The organism is Amycolatopsis sp. NPDC043885 (genome assembly GCF_056435685.1).
The window spans coordinates 286,312-303,021 of sequence record NZ_JBWKEA010000008.1; the positions used below are offsets into that span (position 1 = coordinate 286,312).

The 16,710-nt window shown below is 68.6% G+C and carries 15 protein-coding genes and 1 tRNA gene; 5 read left to right on the top strand and 11 right to left on the bottom strand.

What is annotated here, in order from left to right:
* Window positions 1–43: 43 nt before the first annotated feature.
* The 7 genes from AC069I_RS24520 to argS all read right to left on the bottom strand — a co-directional run bounded on the left by AC069I_RS24520 (window position 44) and on the right by argS (window position 9,475).
* Window positions 44–577 carry an AAA family ATPase gene (locus tag AC069I_RS24520; RefSeq protein ID WP_478229672.1) on the bottom strand — a complete coding sequence of 178 codons (534 nt, stop codon included), beginning with the start codon at window positions 575–577 and terminating at the stop codon, window positions 44–46.
* 174 nt (window positions 578–751) lie between these two features.
* A complete protein-coding gene (rho, locus tag AC069I_RS24525) occupies window positions 752–2,710 on the bottom strand; it encodes a transcription termination factor Rho (protein ID WP_478266471.1) in 1,959 nt (652 codons plus the stop codon).
* Between the two features lie 419 nt (window positions 2,711–3,129).
* On the bottom strand, window positions 3,130–4,011 hold the full coding sequence (gene thrB, locus AC069I_RS24530; protein ID WP_478266472.1) for a homoserine kinase: 882 nt from the start codon (window positions 4,009–4,011) through the stop codon (window positions 3,130–3,132).
* A complete protein-coding gene (gene thrC, locus AC069I_RS24535) occupies window positions 4,008–5,069 on the bottom strand; it encodes a threonine synthase (RefSeq protein ID WP_478266473.1) in 1,062 nt (353 codons plus the stop codon). The genes thrB and thrC overlap by 4 nt, the downstream gene beginning before the upstream one ends.
* A complete protein-coding gene (locus tag AC069I_RS24540) occupies window positions 5,066–6,376 on the bottom strand; it encodes a homoserine dehydrogenase (RefSeq protein WP_478231840.1) in 1,311 nt (436 codons plus the stop codon). The genes thrC and AC069I_RS24540 overlap by 4 nt, the downstream gene beginning before the upstream one ends.
* A gap of 3 nt (window positions 6,377–6,379) precedes the next feature.
* Window positions 6,380–7,813 carry a diaminopimelate decarboxylase gene (lysA, locus tag AC069I_RS24545; RefSeq protein WP_478229667.1) on the bottom strand — a complete coding sequence of 478 codons (1,434 nt, stop codon included), beginning with the start codon at window positions 7,811–7,813 and terminating at the stop codon, window positions 6,380–6,382.
* Window positions 7,814–7,819: 6 nt separating this feature from the next.
* Window positions 7,820–9,475: an arginine--tRNA ligase gene (argS, locus tag AC069I_RS24550; protein WP_478231842.1), complete on the bottom strand. Its 1,656-nt coding sequence runs from the start codon at window positions 9,473–9,475 to the stop codon at window positions 7,820–7,822.
* Between the two features lie 203 nt (window positions 9,476–9,678).
* On the opposite strand from argS, the gene AC069I_RS24555 reads away from it, so the two are divergent.
* A complete protein-coding gene (locus tag AC069I_RS24555; RefSeq protein WP_478229706.1) occupies window positions 9,679–10,479 on the top strand; it encodes a DUF3105 domain-containing protein in 801 nt (266 codons plus the stop codon).
* An 8-nt stretch (window positions 10,480–10,487) separates the two neighbouring features.
* A complete protein-coding gene (locus AC069I_RS24560) occupies window positions 10,488–11,186 on the top strand; it encodes a DUF305 domain-containing protein (RefSeq protein WP_478229705.1) in 699 nt (232 codons plus the stop codon).
* An 87-nt stretch (window positions 11,187–11,273) separates the two neighbouring features.
* Here AC069I_RS24560 and AC069I_RS24565 read toward each other — a convergent pair whose 3' ends face one another.
* Both AC069I_RS24565 and AC069I_RS24570 read right to left on the bottom strand, forming a co-directional pair.
* The gene (locus AC069I_RS24565; protein WP_340683776.1) at window positions 11,274–12,191 is read right to left on the bottom strand and encodes a cation diffusion facilitator family transporter; all 918 of its coding nucleotides are present in this window, start codon (window positions 12,189–12,191) and stop codon (window positions 11,274–11,276) included.
* Window positions 12,192–12,341: 150 nt separating this feature from the next.
* A complete protein-coding gene (locus AC069I_RS24570) occupies window positions 12,342–13,466 on the bottom strand; it encodes an epoxide hydrolase family protein (RefSeq protein ID WP_478266474.1) in 1,125 nt (374 codons plus the stop codon).
* 43 nt (window positions 13,467–13,509) lie between these two features.
* Here AC069I_RS24570 and AC069I_RS24575 point away from each other — a divergent pair, with 43 nt between their 5' ends.
* On the top strand, window positions 13,510–13,659 hold the full coding sequence (locus AC069I_RS24575; protein ID WP_478229664.1) for a hypothetical protein: 150 nt from the start codon (window positions 13,510–13,512) through the stop codon (window positions 13,657–13,659).
* Between the two features lie 65 nt (window positions 13,660–13,724).
* Window positions 13,725–13,797: transfer RNA gene (locus AC069I_RS24580), tRNA-Arg, on the top strand.
* 59 nt (window positions 13,798–13,856) lie between these two features.
* Here the strand turns inward: AC069I_RS24580 and AC069I_RS24585 are convergent.
* Both AC069I_RS24585 and AC069I_RS24590 read right to left on the bottom strand, forming a co-directional pair.
* Complete coding sequence (locus tag AC069I_RS24585) at window positions 13,857–14,195, bottom strand: ankyrin repeat domain-containing protein (protein WP_478231845.1); 339 nt, start codon at window positions 14,193–14,195, stop codon at window positions 13,857–13,859.
* A gap of 89 nt (window positions 14,196–14,284) precedes the next feature.
* The gene (locus AC069I_RS24590) at window positions 14,285–15,022 is read right to left on the bottom strand and encodes a phosphotransferase family protein (RefSeq protein ID WP_478266475.1); all 738 of its coding nucleotides are present in this window, start codon (window positions 15,020–15,022) and stop codon (window positions 14,285–14,287) included.
* Between the two features lie 359 nt (window positions 15,023–15,381).
* On the opposite strand from AC069I_RS24590, the gene AC069I_RS24595 reads away from it, so the two are divergent.
* Window positions 15,382–16,386, top strand: coding sequence for a ParB/RepB/Spo0J family partition protein (locus AC069I_RS24595; RefSeq protein ID WP_478231847.1), 1,005 nt, complete (start codon window positions 15,382–15,384; stop codon window positions 16,384–16,386).
* Window positions 16,387–16,710 lie beyond the last annotated feature (324 nt).

The following is a 16,710-nucleotide window of genomic DNA, read 5'->3' on the forward strand; positions in this document are numbered from 1 at the left end:
GTGAAGGCCTCCTTCCCTACCCTGAGAGTAGGGAAGGAGGCCTTCACGGACCTTCGATCGACGCAAACCAGCGCTTCGTCGTGCGCGGCGAGGTCAGCCGCACCACCGGCACCGCCGGATCCGCGACCCAGCCGCGGATCGTGCGCCGTTTGCGCGCGAACGAGCGGAAGTGCCACACGATGATCGAGTCGCCGGAGAGCATGCCCCGCAGCGTCTCGACGTTGCCGTTGCAGATCCGCCGACGGGTGACACACCGCACCACGGTCCGGCGCACCAGACGGCTCAGCGAAACCCAGCGCGGATAGTCCAGCGCGACGACCAGTTCGGCGCGGGGCAACGCGATGTCGCGCCATTTGGCGAACATCCCGTCGATGACCCAGCGCTCCCCCGCGACCAGCGCGCCGATCCGGCGTCGCTGCTCGTCGTCGGGGACGGGCACCCAGCCTGGCTGCCAGGCGAGTTCGTCGTCGACCGAATGGCACGGCAGCCCGGTCCGCTCGGCCAGCTTTCGCGCCAGCGTCGACTTACCCGAGCCGGTGACCCCGTACACGACGATGCGCCCCGGCACCGAACCCACGGCTTCCTCCCTGCATGGACCGCCGTCCGTGAAGGCCTCCTTCCCTACCCTGAGAGTAGGGAAGGAGGCCTTCACGACCTCACCTCGCTGACATACGCCCCGAGTACATGAAGGCCCCCTTCCTTGCGCCTGGCGCAGGGAAGGGGGCCTTCATGTACTTACCGACCGAAAAGATCAGTCGTCGTCGTTCGAGCCGAGGGCCGTCTTCGAGACCTGCATGAGGAACTCGATGTTGGTCTTCGTCTTGCGCAGTCGCGAGATCAGCAGGTCGATGGCCTGCTGCGAGTCCAGCGCGTGCAGCACCCGGTGCAGCTTGTGGGTGACCGCGAGCTCGTCCGGCGAAAGCAGCAGGTCTTCCTTACGGGTACCGGACGGGTTGATGTCCACCGCGGGGAACACGCGCCGCTCGGCGATCTTCCGGTCGAGCTTGAGGTCCGCGTTCGCGGTGCCCTTGAACTCTTCGAAGATGACCGTGTCACCGGTGGACCCGGTTTCGACCATCGTCGTGGCGAAGATCGTCAGCGAACCGCCGTTCTCGATGTTGCGCGCCGCGCCGAGGAACCGCTTCGGCGGGAACAGCGCCGTCGAGTCGACACCACCGGAGAGGATCCGGCCGGACGCCGGGGCCGCCAGGTTGTACGCACGGCCCAGACGGGTGATCGAGTCGAGCAGCACGACGACGTCGTGGCCCATCTCGACCAGGCGCTTCGCCCGCTCGATGGCCAGCTCCGCGACCGAGGTGTGGTCGGACGGCGGGCGGTCGAAGGTCGAGGCGATGACCTCACCCTTCACCGACCGCTGCATGTCGGTGACCTCTTCCGGACGCTCGTCCACGAGCACGACCATCAGGTGGCACTCGGGGTTGTTCGTCGAGATCGCGTTCGCGATGTCCTGCATGATCGTCGTCTTGCCCGCCTTCGGCGGCGACACGATCAGGGCACGCTGCCCCTTGCCGACCGGCATCACCAGGTCGATGACGCGGGTGGTGAGCTTGTGCGGCTCGGTTTCGAGACGCAGCCGCTCGTTCGGGTACAGCGGCGTCAGCTTGGTGAACTCGGGACGACGCTTGGACTCGTCCGGCTCCAGGCCGTTGATCGAGTCGACACGCACCAGCGGGTTGAACTTCTGCCGCTGCTGCTCGCCGTCACGCGGCTGGCGCACGACACCGGTGATGGCGTCACCGCGGCGCAGGCCGTACTTGCGGACCAGCGAAAGCGAGACGTACACGTCGTTCGGCCCGGCGAGGTAGCCCGAGGTGCGCACGAACGCGTAGTTGTCGAGCACGTCCAGGATGCCCGCGACGGGCAGCAGGACGTCGTCCTCGCGGATCTCGGTGTCGGGCGAACCGCCCTGTTCACGGCCACCGCCGGAACCGCGGCGGCGACGGTCGCGGAAGCGACGGCCGCGACGGCCGCCTTCCTCGTCGTCGTCGCCCTGCGGGCCCTGGCCCTGGCGCTGGCTGTTGTCCTGGCCGCCGCCCTGCTGGTTGCGCTGGCGGTTGTCCTGGCCACGGCCGTCGCGGTTGCCCTGACGGTTACCGCCTTCGTTGCGGTCACCCCGGTCACCGCGCTCGCCACGGTCACGCTGTTCACCGCGCTCACGCTGCTGACCGCCCTGCTCGGGCGAACCCGCGGCACGGTTGGAGCCGCGGCGACGACGGTTGCGGCCGCCCTCTTCCTGCTGCGGCTGGCCGTCCTGCTGGGAGTTCTCCTGCTGCGCGGGCCGCTCGGCGGCGGGCGCGGAGCCGTTCTCCGAGACCTTCTCGGTCTTCTCGGCGCGAGGAGCCTCGGCCGGAGCTGCTTCGGCCTTCGGGGCTTCCTGCTTCGGGGCCTCCGTCTTGGGCGCTTCGGCCTTGGGGGCCTTGCGCGGTGCATCGATCCCCTCGAGCGGAAGCGTTTCGCTCGCCGCGGCGGGGGTCTTGCGCTTGGTCTTGCCCTGGCGCTCGCGGATGGCCGCGATCAGATCGCCCTTGCGCATACCCGTGGTCTCGCCGATGCCAAGGTCCCCAGCGATCGAGCGCAGTTCGGCGACGGTCTTGCCGGTCAATCCGCCGACCGTGCGCTTGGGAGCGACGGCGCCGTTCGACTCGGCGGCGCCACCTTCGACGTCGCTCAAAAGATCGGTGTTGCTCACAAATGTCCTTCCTGACCGATCCACGCCTCCAGGTGGATCAGCGGACCGCCGCTCGCGTCCGATTGCGAAACGGCGTAATTGGCCCCCGATACGGGCGATCAGCTCCTCGGCCGTGTTGAACACAGCTAGAAGGCCTCCAGCACAGGGATTTGCGTCCTCCAAACGGAGGAAGCGGAATTCGGCACCGCCGGAACCGGGAACCCGCCTGCGTCCATCCGCTACTCCCCGCTTGCCAGGCGGTGTACGGAACTGGCGGATCAACGAAGGATGCGGGCCAAGGATGACACTGGTCACCTGGACCGGCACCGGGTGCGGAAACGCACGGTGATCGAACGCCCCCGAGGGTAGACCGCGCCACGGTCCGGTGCAACAACCACCCCCCGCGTGGCGGGATGGGGCTCCGGCCTGTGACCGAGGCTTTACTGAGCCGCAACCTGAACGCCGCCCGGATCGATCGGCAGCTCGGTGACGTCGAAAGACGTAACGTCGACGCCTGCCGGGAGTATTCCCCCGGTGGTCAGCGCGAGCACGGTCGGACCGGCTCCGGAGATGGCCGCGGCCACCCCTTCGGCCCTCAGCGCGCGCACCAGTTCACTGCTCGCCGGGTACGCGGGCGCCCGATAGTGCTGATGGAGCCGATCTTCGGTCGCGGAGAGCAACAGGTCCGGGCGCGAGGTGAGCGCGTGGACCGCGAGCGCCGCGCGGCCTGCTGTGAAGGCCGCGTCGGCGTGCGGGACCTGGGCGGGGAGCAGCCCGCGCGTGGCGTCGGTCGAGGACCGCAGCGCCGGGACGGCGACCACGGGCCGGATGTCGTGGTGCGGCTGGAGCCGTTCGGCGCGGAACCGCTCGCCCTCGGTCCAGGCCACCACGAAGCCGCCCAGCAGGCTCGCCGCGGCGTTGTCGGCGTGTCCCTCGAACCCGGCGGCCAGCTGCAGCGCGTCGTCGTCCAGGGCCTTCTCAGCCAGCGCGTACGCCGCCGCGACACCGGTCACGACGGCGGACGCGGACGACCCGAGGCCGCGGGCGTGCGGGATGGCGTTGAAGCAGCGCAGGTGCAGGCCCGGCGGGCGGAGGCCGAGGTGCTCGCAACCGCGCCGGAAAGCGCGGACGACCAGGTGCGACTCGTCGGTCGGGACGTCGTCCACCCCGCCCGCGCCGACGTCGATCACCTCGATCTTGAGCCCGGCGTCGGTGATCCGGACTTCGACCCGGTCGTACAACGCCAGCGCGAGGCCGAGGGTGTCGAATCCCGGGCCGAGATTCGCCGACGACGCCGGGACCTTGACCTCGATCAGCGTCATCGCAGGTCCAGCGCGGTGGCGACGGCGGTCGGGTCGACGGCGAGCGGCTCGACCTCGACGTTGCCCTCCAGCGCCGTGGCCGGGTCCTTCAGGCCGTGTCCGGTGACGGTGCACACGACCGTCGAGCCCTTCGGCAGGCGCCCGTCGGCGGCCGTGGCGAGCAGACCCGCGACGCTGGTCGCCGAAGCGGGCTCGACGAACACGCCTTCCTTGCGGGCGAGCAGCCGGTACGCCTCGAGGATCTTCTCGTCGGTGATCGCTTCGAACAGGCCCGCGGACGCGTTCTTCGCCTTCATCGCGCCGTCCCAGGACGCGGGGCTGCCGATGCGGATCGCGGTCGCGATGGTGTCGGGATCGGCCACCGGCTCGCCGTGCACGAGTGGCGCGGCACCGGCCGCCTGGAACCCGAACATCCGCGGGGTGTTCTTCACCACACCGTCGCCCGCGTACTCGGAATACCCGGCCCAGTAGGCGGTGATGTTGCCCGCGTTGCCGACGGGCAGGCAGTGGATGTCCGGCGCCCGGCCGAGGACGTCGCAGATCTCGAACGCGGCCGACTTCTGGCCGGCGATGCGCACCGGGTTGACCGAGTTGACCAGGGTCACCGGGTAGTCGATCGCGGTCTTCTGCGCGAGTTCGAGGCAGTCGTCGAAGTTTCCGTCCACCTGGAGGATCCGCGCGCCGTGCTGCACCGCCTGGGCGAGTTTGCCCATCGCGATCTTGCCCTGAGGCACCAGCACCGCGCAGGTGAGCCCGGCACGGGCCGCGTAGGCGGCGGCCGACGCCGACGTGTTGCCGGTGGAGGCGCAGATGACGGCCTTGAGCCCGCTGGCGAGCGCGTGCGTGATGGCGACGGTCATCCCGCGGTCCTTGAACGACCCGGTCGGGTTCACGCCTTCGACCTTGAGGTAGACCTCGCAGCCGGTCAGTTCCGAGAGGTGCGGGGCGGGCAGCAGCGGGGTGTTGCCTTCGCCGAGGGTGATCACCTTCGCGCCGGACGGGACCGGGATCCGGTCGGGATAAGCCTGGATGATCCCGGGCCACGGTTGGGGAATCACTGGTCTTCGCCTTCCACGCGCATCACACTGACGACCTGGTTCACCACATCGAGTTCGGCAATGTCGTCCACAGTGGACCGCAATGCCGCGTCCGGCGCCAGGTGGGTGACCACGACCAGGCTGGCCGTGTCGTTCGCGTCGCGCTGCCGCACGGCGGCGATGCTGACACCGTGCCCGGCGAACGCCTGGGCCACCTGGGCGAGGACGCCCGCTCGATCGGCCACGTCGAGACTGACGTGGTACCGCGTCGGCGTCTGGCCCATCGGCCTGACCGGGAGCGCGGCATGCGCGGATTCGCGCGGGCCACGTCCGCCGACGACCCGGTTTCGAGCCACCGCGACGAGGTCGCCGAGCACGGCACTCGCGGTCGGCGCGCCACCGGCGCCCTGACCGTAGAACATGAGCTCACCAGCGGCGTCGGCCTCGACGTAGACGGCGTTGTACGCGCCGCCGACCCCGGCGAGCTGGTGGTTGCGCGGGATCATCACCGGATGCACGCGCGCCGAAACGGACTCGGTGCCGTCGTCGGCGGTCACACGCTCGCAGATGGCGAGCAGTTTCACCGTGCGGCCCAAGACGTTCGCCGCGGCGAGGTCCGACGCGGTGACATCGGCGATGCCTTCGCGGTGCACGTCGGACGCGGTCACCCGGGTGTGGAACGCGAGAGAGGCGAGGATCGCGGCCTTGGACGCCGCGTCGTAACCGTCGACGTCGGCGGTCGGGTCCGCCTCCGCGTAGCCGAGCCTGCTCGCCTCTTCCAGCGTTTCCGCGTAACCGGCGCCGGTGGAGTCCATCGCGGACAGGATGTAGTTGGTGGTGCCGTTGACGATGCCCATCACGCGGGTGATGCGGTCGCCGGCCAGCGATTCGCGCAGCGGGCGCAGCAACGGGATCGCCCCGGCCACGGCCGCCTCGAAATACAGGTCCACGCCCGCCGCGTCGGCGGCCTCGAACAGCTCCGCGGAATGCTCGGCGAGCAGCGCTTTGTTCGCCGTGACAACGGATTTCCCGGCCTTGAGCGCGTCGAGCAGCCACTGCCGCACCGGCTCGATGCCGCCGACCAGCTCGACGACGACGTCGACGTCCGGGGAGGTGACGAGCTTCGTCACGTCGGAGGTCACCAGTTCCGGTGGGAGCTCGGGGTGCTTGTCGGGGCGCCGCACCGCGATACCGGCCAGCTCCACCCTGGCGCCCGCCCTCGCGGCGAGCTCCCCTGCCTGCTCGGTGAGCAGCCGGACCACCTCGCCGCCGACCGTCCCGCAGCCCAGCAGGGCGACCCTGATCACGCGTTCGTCCACAGTAGACACTTGCTAGACCTCCAGGCGCAGCATGTCGTCCGTCGTCTCCCGCCGCAGCAGCACGCGGGCGCTGCCGTTGCGCACGGCCACCACCGCGGGCCGCGGCTGCCGGTTGTACCCGCTGGCCATCGAGTAGCAGTACGCCCCGGTGGCCGCCACGGCGAGCAGGTCGCCGGGAGCAAGGGTGTCCGGGAGCCAGCAGTCACGGACGACGATGTCGCCGGACTCACAGTGTTTTCCCACGACCCGGGACAACGCGGCGGCGACCTGGCCGTCCCCGTCGTCGTCCGCGGACCGGGATACGAGACGGCAGTCGTACACGGCGTCGTAGAGCGCGGTGCGGATGTTGTCGCTCATGCCGCCGTCGACGCTGACGTAGCGGCGGGCGGCCTTGTCGCCGAGCGAGACGTCCTTGATGGTGCCGACCTCGTACAGCGTGATCGTGCCGGGGCCGGCGATGGCGCGGCCCGGCTCGCCGGCGATCTTCGGCACCGGAAGGCCCGCGTACTCGCATTCCTTGCGGACGATCTCGCGGATCTGCGTGATCATCTGCGCGGGCGGGGGCGGGTTGTCCTTGTCGGTGTAGGCGATACCGAAACCGCCGCCGAGGTCGACGATCGACAACTGGTCGAGCAGATCGGTGCCGTGCTCCTTGGCGAGTTCGGCCAGCAGGCCGACCACGCGGCGGGCGGCGACCTCGAAACCGTCGGCGTCGAAGATCTGCGAACCGATGTGGCTGTGCAGGCCGATCAGCTTGAGCGACGGCGCGTTGAGCACGCGGCGCACGGCCTCGGCCGCGTCACCGGAAGCCAGCGAGAAACCGAACTTCTGGTCCTCGTGCGCGGTCGCGATGAATTCGTGGGTATGCGCCTCGACGCCGACGGTCACCCGGATGAGGACGTTCTGCACGACGTCGTGCCGGGCGGCGACGTCGGCCAGCCGCGCGATCTCGTGATAGGAGTCGACCACGACCGTGCCGACGCCGGCTTCGACGGCGGCTTCCAGCTCGGGCAACGACTTGTTGTTGCCGTGGAAGGTGATCCGCTCCGCCGGGAAGTTCGCGCGCTGCGCGACGGCGAGCTCGCCGCCGCTGCAGACGTCCAGGCTCAGCCCCTGTTCGGCCACCCAGCGGGCGATCTCGATGGACAGGAACGCCTTGGACGCGTAGTGCACGAGCGCCGGGTCGTCGAACGCCTCGGCGTAGTCGGCGCATCGGGACTTGAAGTCGGCCTCGTCGACGACGAACAGCGGCGTGCCGTATTTCTCGGCGAGCTCGCGGACGTCGACACCGGCGATGCGGACGACGCCGTCACCGCCGCGGAAAGTGTTGCGGGGCCAGACTTTCGGGTACAGCCTGTCGAGTTCTTCGGGACTCGACGGCGGGAAACCGGAGGCGTCGGCGTGGGGGTAGACGTCGGCGTGGCGGGGGCCCGCGGGGTGAGCCATTCTTCGTTACATCCGTTCCGGAGCAGAGACACCGAGCACGTTGAGGCCGTTCGCCAGCACCTGGCGGGCGGCCTGGCACAGCGCGAGCCGGGCGAACGTGAGGGGGGTGGCCTCCTCGTCGCCCTGGGGAAGGACACGGCCGACGGTGTAGAACTTGTGGTACGCGCCGGCGAGTTCTTCGAGGTACCGGGCGACGCGGTGCGGTTCACGCAGCTGTGCGGCCCGGCGGAGGACGGTCGGGAATTCGCCGATCGTGCGGATCAGATCGCCCTCGGCGGGCAGCGTAAGCAGGCCGAAGTCGACTTCGCCATCGGTTTTCAGGCCCAGGTCGGAAGCGTTGCGCTGCAACGAGGCCAGCCGCGCGTGGGCGTACTGGACGTAGTAGACCGGGTTGTCGTTGGAATGCTTGCGCAGCAGGTCGAGGTCGATGTCCAAAGTGGAGTCGACCGAGTAGCGGATCAGCTCGTAGCGGGCCGCGTCCACACCGACGGTTCCGACCAGGTCCTCCATGGTGATCACGGTGCCGGCGCGCTTGCTCATCCGGACGGGTTTGCCCTCGGAGACCAGGTTGACCATCTGGCCGATCAGCACCTCGACGACGGCCGGGTCGTCGCCGAACGCGGCCGCGGCGGCCTTCAGGCGGGCGATGTAGCCGTGGTGGTCCGCGCCGAGCATGTAGATGCAGAGATCGAAGCCGCGCTTGCGCTTGTCCTGGAAGTAGGCGAGGTCACCGGCGATGTAGGCCGGGTTGCCGTCCTTCTTGATGACGACGCGGTCCTTGTCGTCGCCGTGTTCCTTGGACTTGAGCCACCAGGCGCCGTCGGAGAAGTACAGGTTCCCGGAGTCCTTCAGCTGCTGGACCGAGGACGCCACGGCGCCGGACTCGTGCAGCGAGTTCTCGTGGAAGTAGACGTCGAAATCGGTGCCGAAATCGTGCAGGCTCTGCTTGATCTCGGTGAACATCAGCTCGATGCCGACCCGGCGGAAGGTCTCGGCCCGCTCGTCGTCGGGCAGCGAGAGCGCGCTCGGCTCCTGGCGGATGACCTCGGCGGCGATGTCGTTGATGTAGCCGCCCGCGTAGCCGTCCTCGGGGGCGGGCTCGCCCTTGGCGGCGGCGATCAGGGACCGGACGAAGCGGTCGATCTGCGCGCCGTGGTCGTTGAAGTAGTACTCGCGGGTGACCTGGCCGCCCTGCGCGGACAGCACGCGGCCCAGCGCGTCGCCGACCGCGGCCCAGCGGGTGCCGCCGAGGTGGATCGGGCCGGTCGGGTTCGCCGAGACGAACTCGAGGTTGATCTTGACGCCCGCCAGCGCGTCGCCGAGGCCGTACTTCTCCCCGGCGTCGAGCACCTGCTGGACGATCTGGCCCTGCGCGTCGGCCGCGAGCCGCAGGTTGAGGAAGCCCGGCCCGGCGACCTCGGCCGATTCGATGCCGTCGGTGGCCGAAAGCGCCTCGGCCAGCGCGTCGGCGAAGTCGCGGGGCTTCATGCCCGCCTTCTTGGCCACCTGCAGCGCCAGGTTGGTCGCGTAATCGCCGTGCTCGGGATTGCGGGGACGCTCGATCGTCACCTTCTCCGGCAGCACGGAATCGTCGAGGCCGCGCGCGGCGAGAACCTGCACGGCGGAGTTACGGACCAGGTCGGCGAGAGCTGCGGGAGTCACTCGCGGAATTCTAGGTGTGACCTGGTCCGGGCTTCGCAGCGACCGCCGGAAGGTGTGAGCCAAGCCGGTGATCTTCCGGCTGTTCACGGTGATCAGACGCGCGGTCTCTACACTGGCCCGCGCAGGGACCACCCCTTTCGGAGAACGCAGGAGCCATGGCTAACGGGACAACCAGAAAAAAGGGCGCGTCGTCGAAGAACGCCATGAAGGCCGCCCGTAGTTCCGTCGTGTCCAAGAAGGGCACGCCCTGGGGCACGATCATCGCCGTCGTCGCGATCGTCGTCCTGGCGGCCTCGGTGGTCACCTACTACATGGTCGCTTCGGCGCCCAAGCGCGAGCAGAAGACCCGCGAAGAGGCCGCTGCCGCCTTCGCGCCCTCGCAGCAGGACCCGGACCCCTCGAAGCGCATCCCCGGGGTGACCACGGCCACCTACGAGGGCTCCGTCCACGTCTCGGCCGCCGAGCGCGTCAACTACGACAAGACCCCGCCCTTCGGCGGTCCGCACGACCAGGCCTGGGCCGCGTGCAACGGCGTCGTCTACGAAAAGGCCGTCCGCAACGAGAACATGGTCCACGGTCTCGAGCACGGCGCGGTCTGGATCGCCTACAACCCGCAGCAGGTCACCGGCGAAGCGCTGGACCTGCTGAAGGTGCGCGTCGAGGGCAAGCCGTACATGGTGATGTCGCCGTACCCGAACCTGGACAAGCCGATCTCCGTGCAGTCCTGGGGCCACCAGCTCAAGCTGGACTCCGCCTCCGACGAGCGGATCGACCAGTTCGTCGCCGCGCTGCGGACCAACCCGTTCGGCGCGTACCCCGAGCGTGACGCCACCTGCGACGCGCAGATCGAGCCGGGCGACTTCGACCCGACCCCGCCGGGCCCGGACGCGAAGCCGATGGACTACAAGGGCACCGCGGGCACGGAGCAGGACCAGCCCGGCACCGGCCAGAGCGGCGTGCCTTCCGTGCCCGCCACCCAGCCCTCGGCGCCCGCGAGCAAGTAGTGAGCCAAGTGGACCCCGATCCCCAGGACGAAGCCTCACGGTCGGCCAAGAGCCGATGGCTGGTGATCGGGGCCGCCCTGGTCGTCATGCTGATCCTCGGCTTCGGCCTCGGCGCGCTGACGACCAGGCTGATCGACTCCGAACCGGAGCAGACGACACCGGGCGCGGGCTCGGTCGAGGTCGGCTTCGCGCAGGACATGTCGGTGCACCACCTCCAAGCCGTCACCATGGCGGGCTGGGCGCGGGATCACACGACCGATCAGGCGATCAAGACCCTCGCGTTCGACATCGAGCGCACGCAGACCGGCCAGGTCGGCCGGATGAAGGGCTGGCTGGGCCTGTGGGGCCAGCCCGAGCAGACGACCGGCGCCTACATGACCTGGATGACCGAGCCGATGTCCGGCCACGGCGGGCACGGTGGCGGCGACATGAAGCCGTCGAACGGCGCGCCGATGCCGGGCATGGCGACGTCGGCCGAACTCGCCAAACTGCGGTCGCTGACCGGCAAGGAGCTGGACGTCTTCTTCCTCCAGCTCATGCTGCGGCACCACGAGGGCGGGACCGAGATGGCGCAGTACGGCCACGATCACACGTCGATCGCGGACGTGAAGTCGCTGACGCGGAGCATGCTCGTTTCGCAGGGCGCCGAGATCACCCTGATGAAGGGCATGCTCCAAGAGCGCGGCGCGGCCCCCCTCCCCGCCTGACGCCTTTCCTCTCACGCATTTCGTCCTCTGAATGCGGTAGTTCGCTTTACCAACTACCGCATTCAGAGGACGAAATGCGTCAGGGGGTCACCAGGAGAGTTCCCGGCAACGTTGAGCGCATTGGGGCACTTCTATCTGCAGGGTCGCGTGCTCGATCGAGTAGCGGTTCGCCAGAAGGTTCTGCGCCTCGGTCAGCACCTCGGCCTGCTCCACGGTCGGCGCGATCGTGAGGTGCGCCGAAGCGACCTCCATGCCCGAAGTCAGCGTCCAGACGTGCAGGTCGTGGACGTCCTCGACACCCTTCAGCCCGCCAAGCTCGGCCTGGATCCCGGCGACGTCGACGCCCTTCGGCGCGTGCTGGAACAGGATCCGCAGCGCGCGGCGGGCGAGGGCGTAGGTGCGGGGCAGGACGAAGAGGCCGATCGCGACACCGATGATCGGGTCGGCGTAGCGCCAGCCGGTCAGCAGCGTGATCGCGCCGCTCAGCAGGACACCCACGGAGCCGATCAGGTCGGCGAGGACTTCGAGGTACGCGCCGCGGACGTTGATGCTCTCCTCCGCGCCCTTGCGCAGGATCAGGAACGAGGCGATGTTCGCGACGAGGCCCGCGGCCGCCGCCAGCAAGACGGGCAGGCCGGGCACGGCAGGCGGGTCGCTGATCCGGCCGATGGCCTCGACCAGGACGTAGCCCGCGACGCCGAACAACAGGATGGCGTTGGCCAGGGCCGCGAGCACTTCGGCGCGGTAGAAGCCGAAGGTCCGGGTCAGCGTCGGGCCGCTGCGCCGGGCGAGCAGGATGGCCGCCAGCGCCATGCCGACACCGAGGACGTCGGTGAACATGTGCGCGGCGTCGGAGATCAGCGCGAGCGAGCCCGTGGCGAACCCGACGATGAACTCCATGACCATGAAGCCGGCGCCGATGACCAGGGCGATCGTCAAGCTCTTGAGGTAGCGGCCTGACGCGCTCGACGGCGAGGCCGTTCCATGCCCGTGCCCGTGACCCATTGCTCCGCCTCTCGTGAAGTCGACAGGCCGAATATATTGTCACATGCGCATATGTGCAATACAGGTGAGCCTAATTCACCATGTCTTAAGCCACACACGGAAGCCATCCCCCAGGAGGGCCTTCCCGGAACCTGGACTCGCCACGCACCGCTACCGAAGCGACCGGAAGAACCCCCGCAGCTGACCGACGAAGGCCTCAGGCTGCTCGAAGGCGGCGAAGTGTCCGCCCCCGGCCAGCACCTCGTACCAGCGAAGGTCGGTGTAGCGCAGCTCCGCCCAGCGCCGGGACGGCCGGATGATCTCACGGGGGAAGATCGAGATACCCGAAGGAACTTCAACGGCCGAGACGTCCTGTTTTTTGTTCTCCCAGTAGATCCGCGCCGACGAGGCCGCCGTCGCGGTGAACCAGTAGACGGAGATCGCGTCGAGCATCTGGCGCCAGGACAGCGCGGTCTCCGGCGAGCCGTCGTTGTCGGTCCACTCCCACAACTTCTCGGCGATCCACGCCGCCTGCGCCGCCGGCGAGTCGGTGAGCCCGTAACCGAGCGTCTGCGGACGCGTGGCCTGCTGTTGCGCGTACGCCGACCCGACCGCGCGGAATCGCGCCAGGTCACTGATCGCCGCCTTCTCCTCGGCCGTCGGTTCACCGAGGACGGCCTCGTCATACGGGACGCCCGCCATGTTGACGTGGACGCCGGTCAGCCGCTCCGGCGCGACCCTGGCGAGCATGTTCGTCACCCCGGCGCCCCAGTCGCCGCCCTGCGCGGCGTAACGCTCGTAGCCGAGCCGCCCCATCAGCTCATCCCAGGCCCGCGCGATGCGCTCGACGTTCCACCCCGTCGACGCCGGCTTGTCGCTCCAGCCGAACCCCGGCAGCGACGGCACCACGACATGGAACGCATCCGCCGGATCACCCCCGTGCGCGGCGGGATCGGTCAGCGGCCCGAGCACGTCGAGGAACTCCACGACCGATCCCGGCCAGCCGTGCGTGAGCACGAGCGGCATCGCGTCCGGCTCCGGCGAGCGAACGTGCAGGAAGTGGATCCCTAGACCGTCCACAGTGGTCCTGAAACCCGGGAAAGCGTTGACCCGATCGGCCAGCCCGAAGTCGTAGTCCTCCGCCCAGTACCGGCACAGCTCCCGCGCGAACTCCAGCGGGACTCCCTGCTCCCAGTTGTCCACGGTGGCCGGCTCGGGCCAGCGCGTGGCGCGCAGGCGGGCACACAGGTCGGCGATGGCGGATTCGGGGATCCGGACTTCGAACGGCTCGATCATCGGGCCTCCAGTTCGTTGGTACCACCAACGCTACGCATTTCCGATGCCACCGGCCCCGCACCAAGGCCGGCTGGAGCGGTCGGAAGACCTGGTCAGTGGCACACAGGACACGTTCCTCACGCCACTGGACCGCGCCGAAGTGGAGCAGTCGACCGGGCTACTGGCGCGCCTCGTGGAGCACCACGCCGGTTAACGACCACCACTCGGGAGCCCCTGCGGGGACATGCGCTAAGCTTCCAACGTCGCTCAGGCGGCAACGCCCTCGTAGCTCAGGGGATAGAGCACTGCCCTCCGGAGGCAGGTGTCGCAGGTTCGAATCCTGCCGAGGGCACACAGATCGACCATACGGTTCAGTTGCACGTTTGTTCCATCGTCGGCGAGCGCGAACCGCTAGGTGCCCACTCCGTTGCGACGGGCGCCCCATCTCTCAAAGAGAGCCGACGCCAACCAGTGACGGCTTACGAACGCCATATGCTCGGCAGTAACGCCGCGACCGCCATCCGAAAGTCGCTTCGGGTCCGCTCCTCGCGCAAGCAAGTAAGCCGTGACATCCACGTGCAGTGGCTCGCCCGTCTGCGTGTGACTGTCAACCTCGACGTCAATGGCATGGTGCAACAACGTAAGCCCAGCATGCTCTTCGTTGATGTCAGCGCCGCCATCGAGGAGTTCACGAAGCAGCGGAAGATCACCCCTCTCGACTGCCTGATGAGCAGGGCTCAAGTCCTTCATCAGGGCCGCCCCCTGAAACCCCGTATCCGAAGCACCGTCGCAGATCGATCGACGGCACCCAGACGACGGAGCGGGTTCATGACCATCCTTCACATCCGCGCCTTCAGTACATCGATCTCGCAGCCCGGCGCGGCCGGATCGAAGCCGTGCTCGATCAGCCAGCGGACCGCTCGCAGGCTTCGCAACGACCACCACGCGTGGATCACGTTGAGGTCCAGGTCGGCGCCGTAGCCCGACAAGACGTCTTCGAGACGCTCCTCGTGTCCGAGAGTCAAGGTGGCGAGGTCGAAGAGGGCATCGCCCTGCGCCGCCTCGGACCAGTCGATCACGCCGGTGATCTCGTCACCGTCGGCGAAGACGTGGGCGATCTGCAGATCGCCGTGCGTGAACACCGGTGTCCACGGTCGAAGCGCGGCTTCGGCGATCTGGCGGTTGCGCTCGACCAGCTTCGGGGGCAGGACATCCTGCGTGATGAGCCATTCGCATTCGTCGTCGAGGTGCGCCGCGACCTCGTCGGGGCTTCGGCCCGGCCACGGTGGCAGCGGCGCGTCGTGCAGCGTCCGCAGGGCGGCGCCCGCCGCGGCCCATGCCTCCGGTGACGCGGTCGACGGACGGCCGAGGCGGCCGAGCGCTTCGCCGGGGAGGGCGGCAAGCGCGAGCACGGGCGGCTTTCGCCAGAGAACCTCCGGGGTCGGGATCGGCGCCATGGTCATCGCCGCCACTTCCACGTCGGTGCGCGTTTGATCGGCGTCGATCTTCAGGAACACGTCACCGGCGCGCACGGTCGCGCAATCATGGTGGGCGACGACCACCTGGACCTCTTCCATAGCGGTCAGTATCGTCGCATACGGCGGACGGCGGAAATCATCCGATGACCGGAAAGAACAATCGCGGAGTATTCGCCGAGCCGTCCCCGGAATTCACGGGGACGTATTTCACCGAGCGGTTTATGGGCTTCCCTCCGTCGACGGGTCAAGTTCAGGTTGCGTGGCTTCCGCGCTCCCGTCAAGCGACTTGCTTCCGTTCGGCCGTATGACGACGGACAGTAGCCGAGAACACGAGACACCGTCGAACACCCTGGCGACGCCGGAACCACCGATTGCGACTCACGGACCTTGACATCCACTCACACCAGCTCGAATATTGAAAAGGTTTGATATTCACCAAGTGTTCTGGGGGCTGGAAGATGTTAAACTGGCATAAGGAGAAAACTGCGGAGGGCGCGCAGATCCCCGCGGCCAGAAGGGAAGACGAGTGGGTCGCGGTCGGCTCGGACCCGCCGCTCGGTGAGGTCGTCGAGGTCCCGCTCGACGAGTTGTCCGTGCGGGACACCCCGCGGGCGGCGGGCGTGGATCCCGCGTACGCACGGGTGCTCGCCGAGACGGATGCCCCGCTACCGCCGATCCTCGTCCACCGTCCCACGATGCGGGTGATCGACGGGACGCATCGGCTCCAGGCGGCGAAGCTGAAGAACGCCACCACGATCAACGTGCAGTTCTTCGACGGCGACGAGCAGGCCGCCTTCATCCTCGCCGTGAAGGCGAACATCGCGCACGGCTTGCCGCTTTCCCTCGCCGACCGCAAAGCCGCCGCCTGCCGGATCCTCGGCGCCCGCCCTCACTGGTCCGACCGGGCGATCGCGGCGGTCACGGGCCTTTCCCACAAGACGGTCGGCAAGTTGCGCCGGCGTTCGAGTGGGGAAGTTCCCCAGTCGAACGCCCACGTCGGCCGCGACGGCCGTGTCCGCGCGCTGGACCCGGCACAGGGCCGTCGCCGTGCCCACGAGCTGATCACGAGCAACCCGTCCGCCTCGATCCGCGAGATCGCGCGCGGCGCCGGCGTTTCCCTGGCGACCGCGCACGACGTGCGTCACCGGCATCGCCTTGGCGAAGAGCAGGCGGCACGCGCCGCGACCAGGCCACGCCCCCGTCCGGCCGACGGCGGTGATCCCACGGGAGCGGACACCCAGGCGGCGGTGGAGCGGCTCCGGTCGGACCCCACCATCCGCTACACCGAGTCCGGCCGCACCCTCGTGCGACTGCTGGACGGGCATCTGAACGACCGCGACAAATGGGACCAGGTCGCGAGGAACATCCCCGAACACCGGCTGGAATTGATCTCCGAACTCGCCAGGGCGCGAGCGGAGGACTGGCGGCAGTTCGCGGAACTGCTGCAGAAGCGCAAGCGCTGACCAGACGTGAAGGGGGCTTTCCGTGCACGCGCGCACGGAAAGCCCCCTTCACGTCATTCCGCATTGATCATTTCGTCACGTAACCGCGGAAGAACACCGAAGATCGGTCTCGCGGACTGTTGCGGACATCGGAAGCTTCGGGCAACAATGGTTCGAATCGCCCGCATGGACGGATGTCCGGGCGTACTGGGAGGAACGACAGCGAGCACACTGGGGTGACTTTCGCTGTCGTGATCATCGAATGAACCGCCGCGTTTCGAATGCGGCGTGATCACCATTCAGCATTCATCCATCCGCGCCTTCACGCGCGGATTCAGCAAAGGG

Bases quoted from the DNA above. Each gene is read 5' to 3' on its own strand.
- thrB (WP_478266472.1), bottom strand. From the start codon at position 4,011: ATGACGCTGATCGAGGTCAAGGTCCCGGCGTCGTCGGCGAATCTCGGC.
- lysA (WP_478229667.1), bottom strand. From the start codon at position 7,813: ATGGCTCACCCCGCGGGCCCCCGCCACGCCGACGTCTACCCCCACGCC.
- AC069I_RS24555 (WP_478229706.1), top strand. From the start codon at position 9,679: ATGAAGGCCGCCCGTAGTTCCGTCGTGTCCAAGAAGGGCACGCCCTGG.
- AC069I_RS24565 (WP_340683776.1), bottom strand. From the start codon at position 12,191: ATGGGTCACGGGCACGGGCATGGAACGGCCTCGCCGTCGAGCGCGTCA.
- AC069I_RS24570 (WP_478266474.1), bottom strand. From the start codon at position 13,466: ATGATCGAGCCGTTCGAAGTCCGGATCCCCGAATCCGCCATCGCCGAC.
- AC069I_RS24575 (WP_478229664.1), top strand. From the start codon at position 13,510: ATGCCACCGGCCCCGCACCAAGGCCGGCTGGAGCGGTCGGAAGACCTG.
- AC069I_RS24585 (WP_478231845.1), bottom strand. From the start codon at position 14,195: ATGAAGGACTTGAGCCCTGCTCATCAGGCAGTCGAGAGGGGTGATCTT.
- AC069I_RS24590 (WP_478266475.1), bottom strand. From the start codon at position 15,022: ATGGAAGAGGTCCAGGTGGTCGTCGCCCACCATGATTGCGCGACCGTG.
- AC069I_RS24595 (WP_478231847.1), top strand. From the start codon at position 15,382: ATGTTAAACTGGCATAAGGAGAAAACTGCGGAGGGCGCGCAGATCCCC.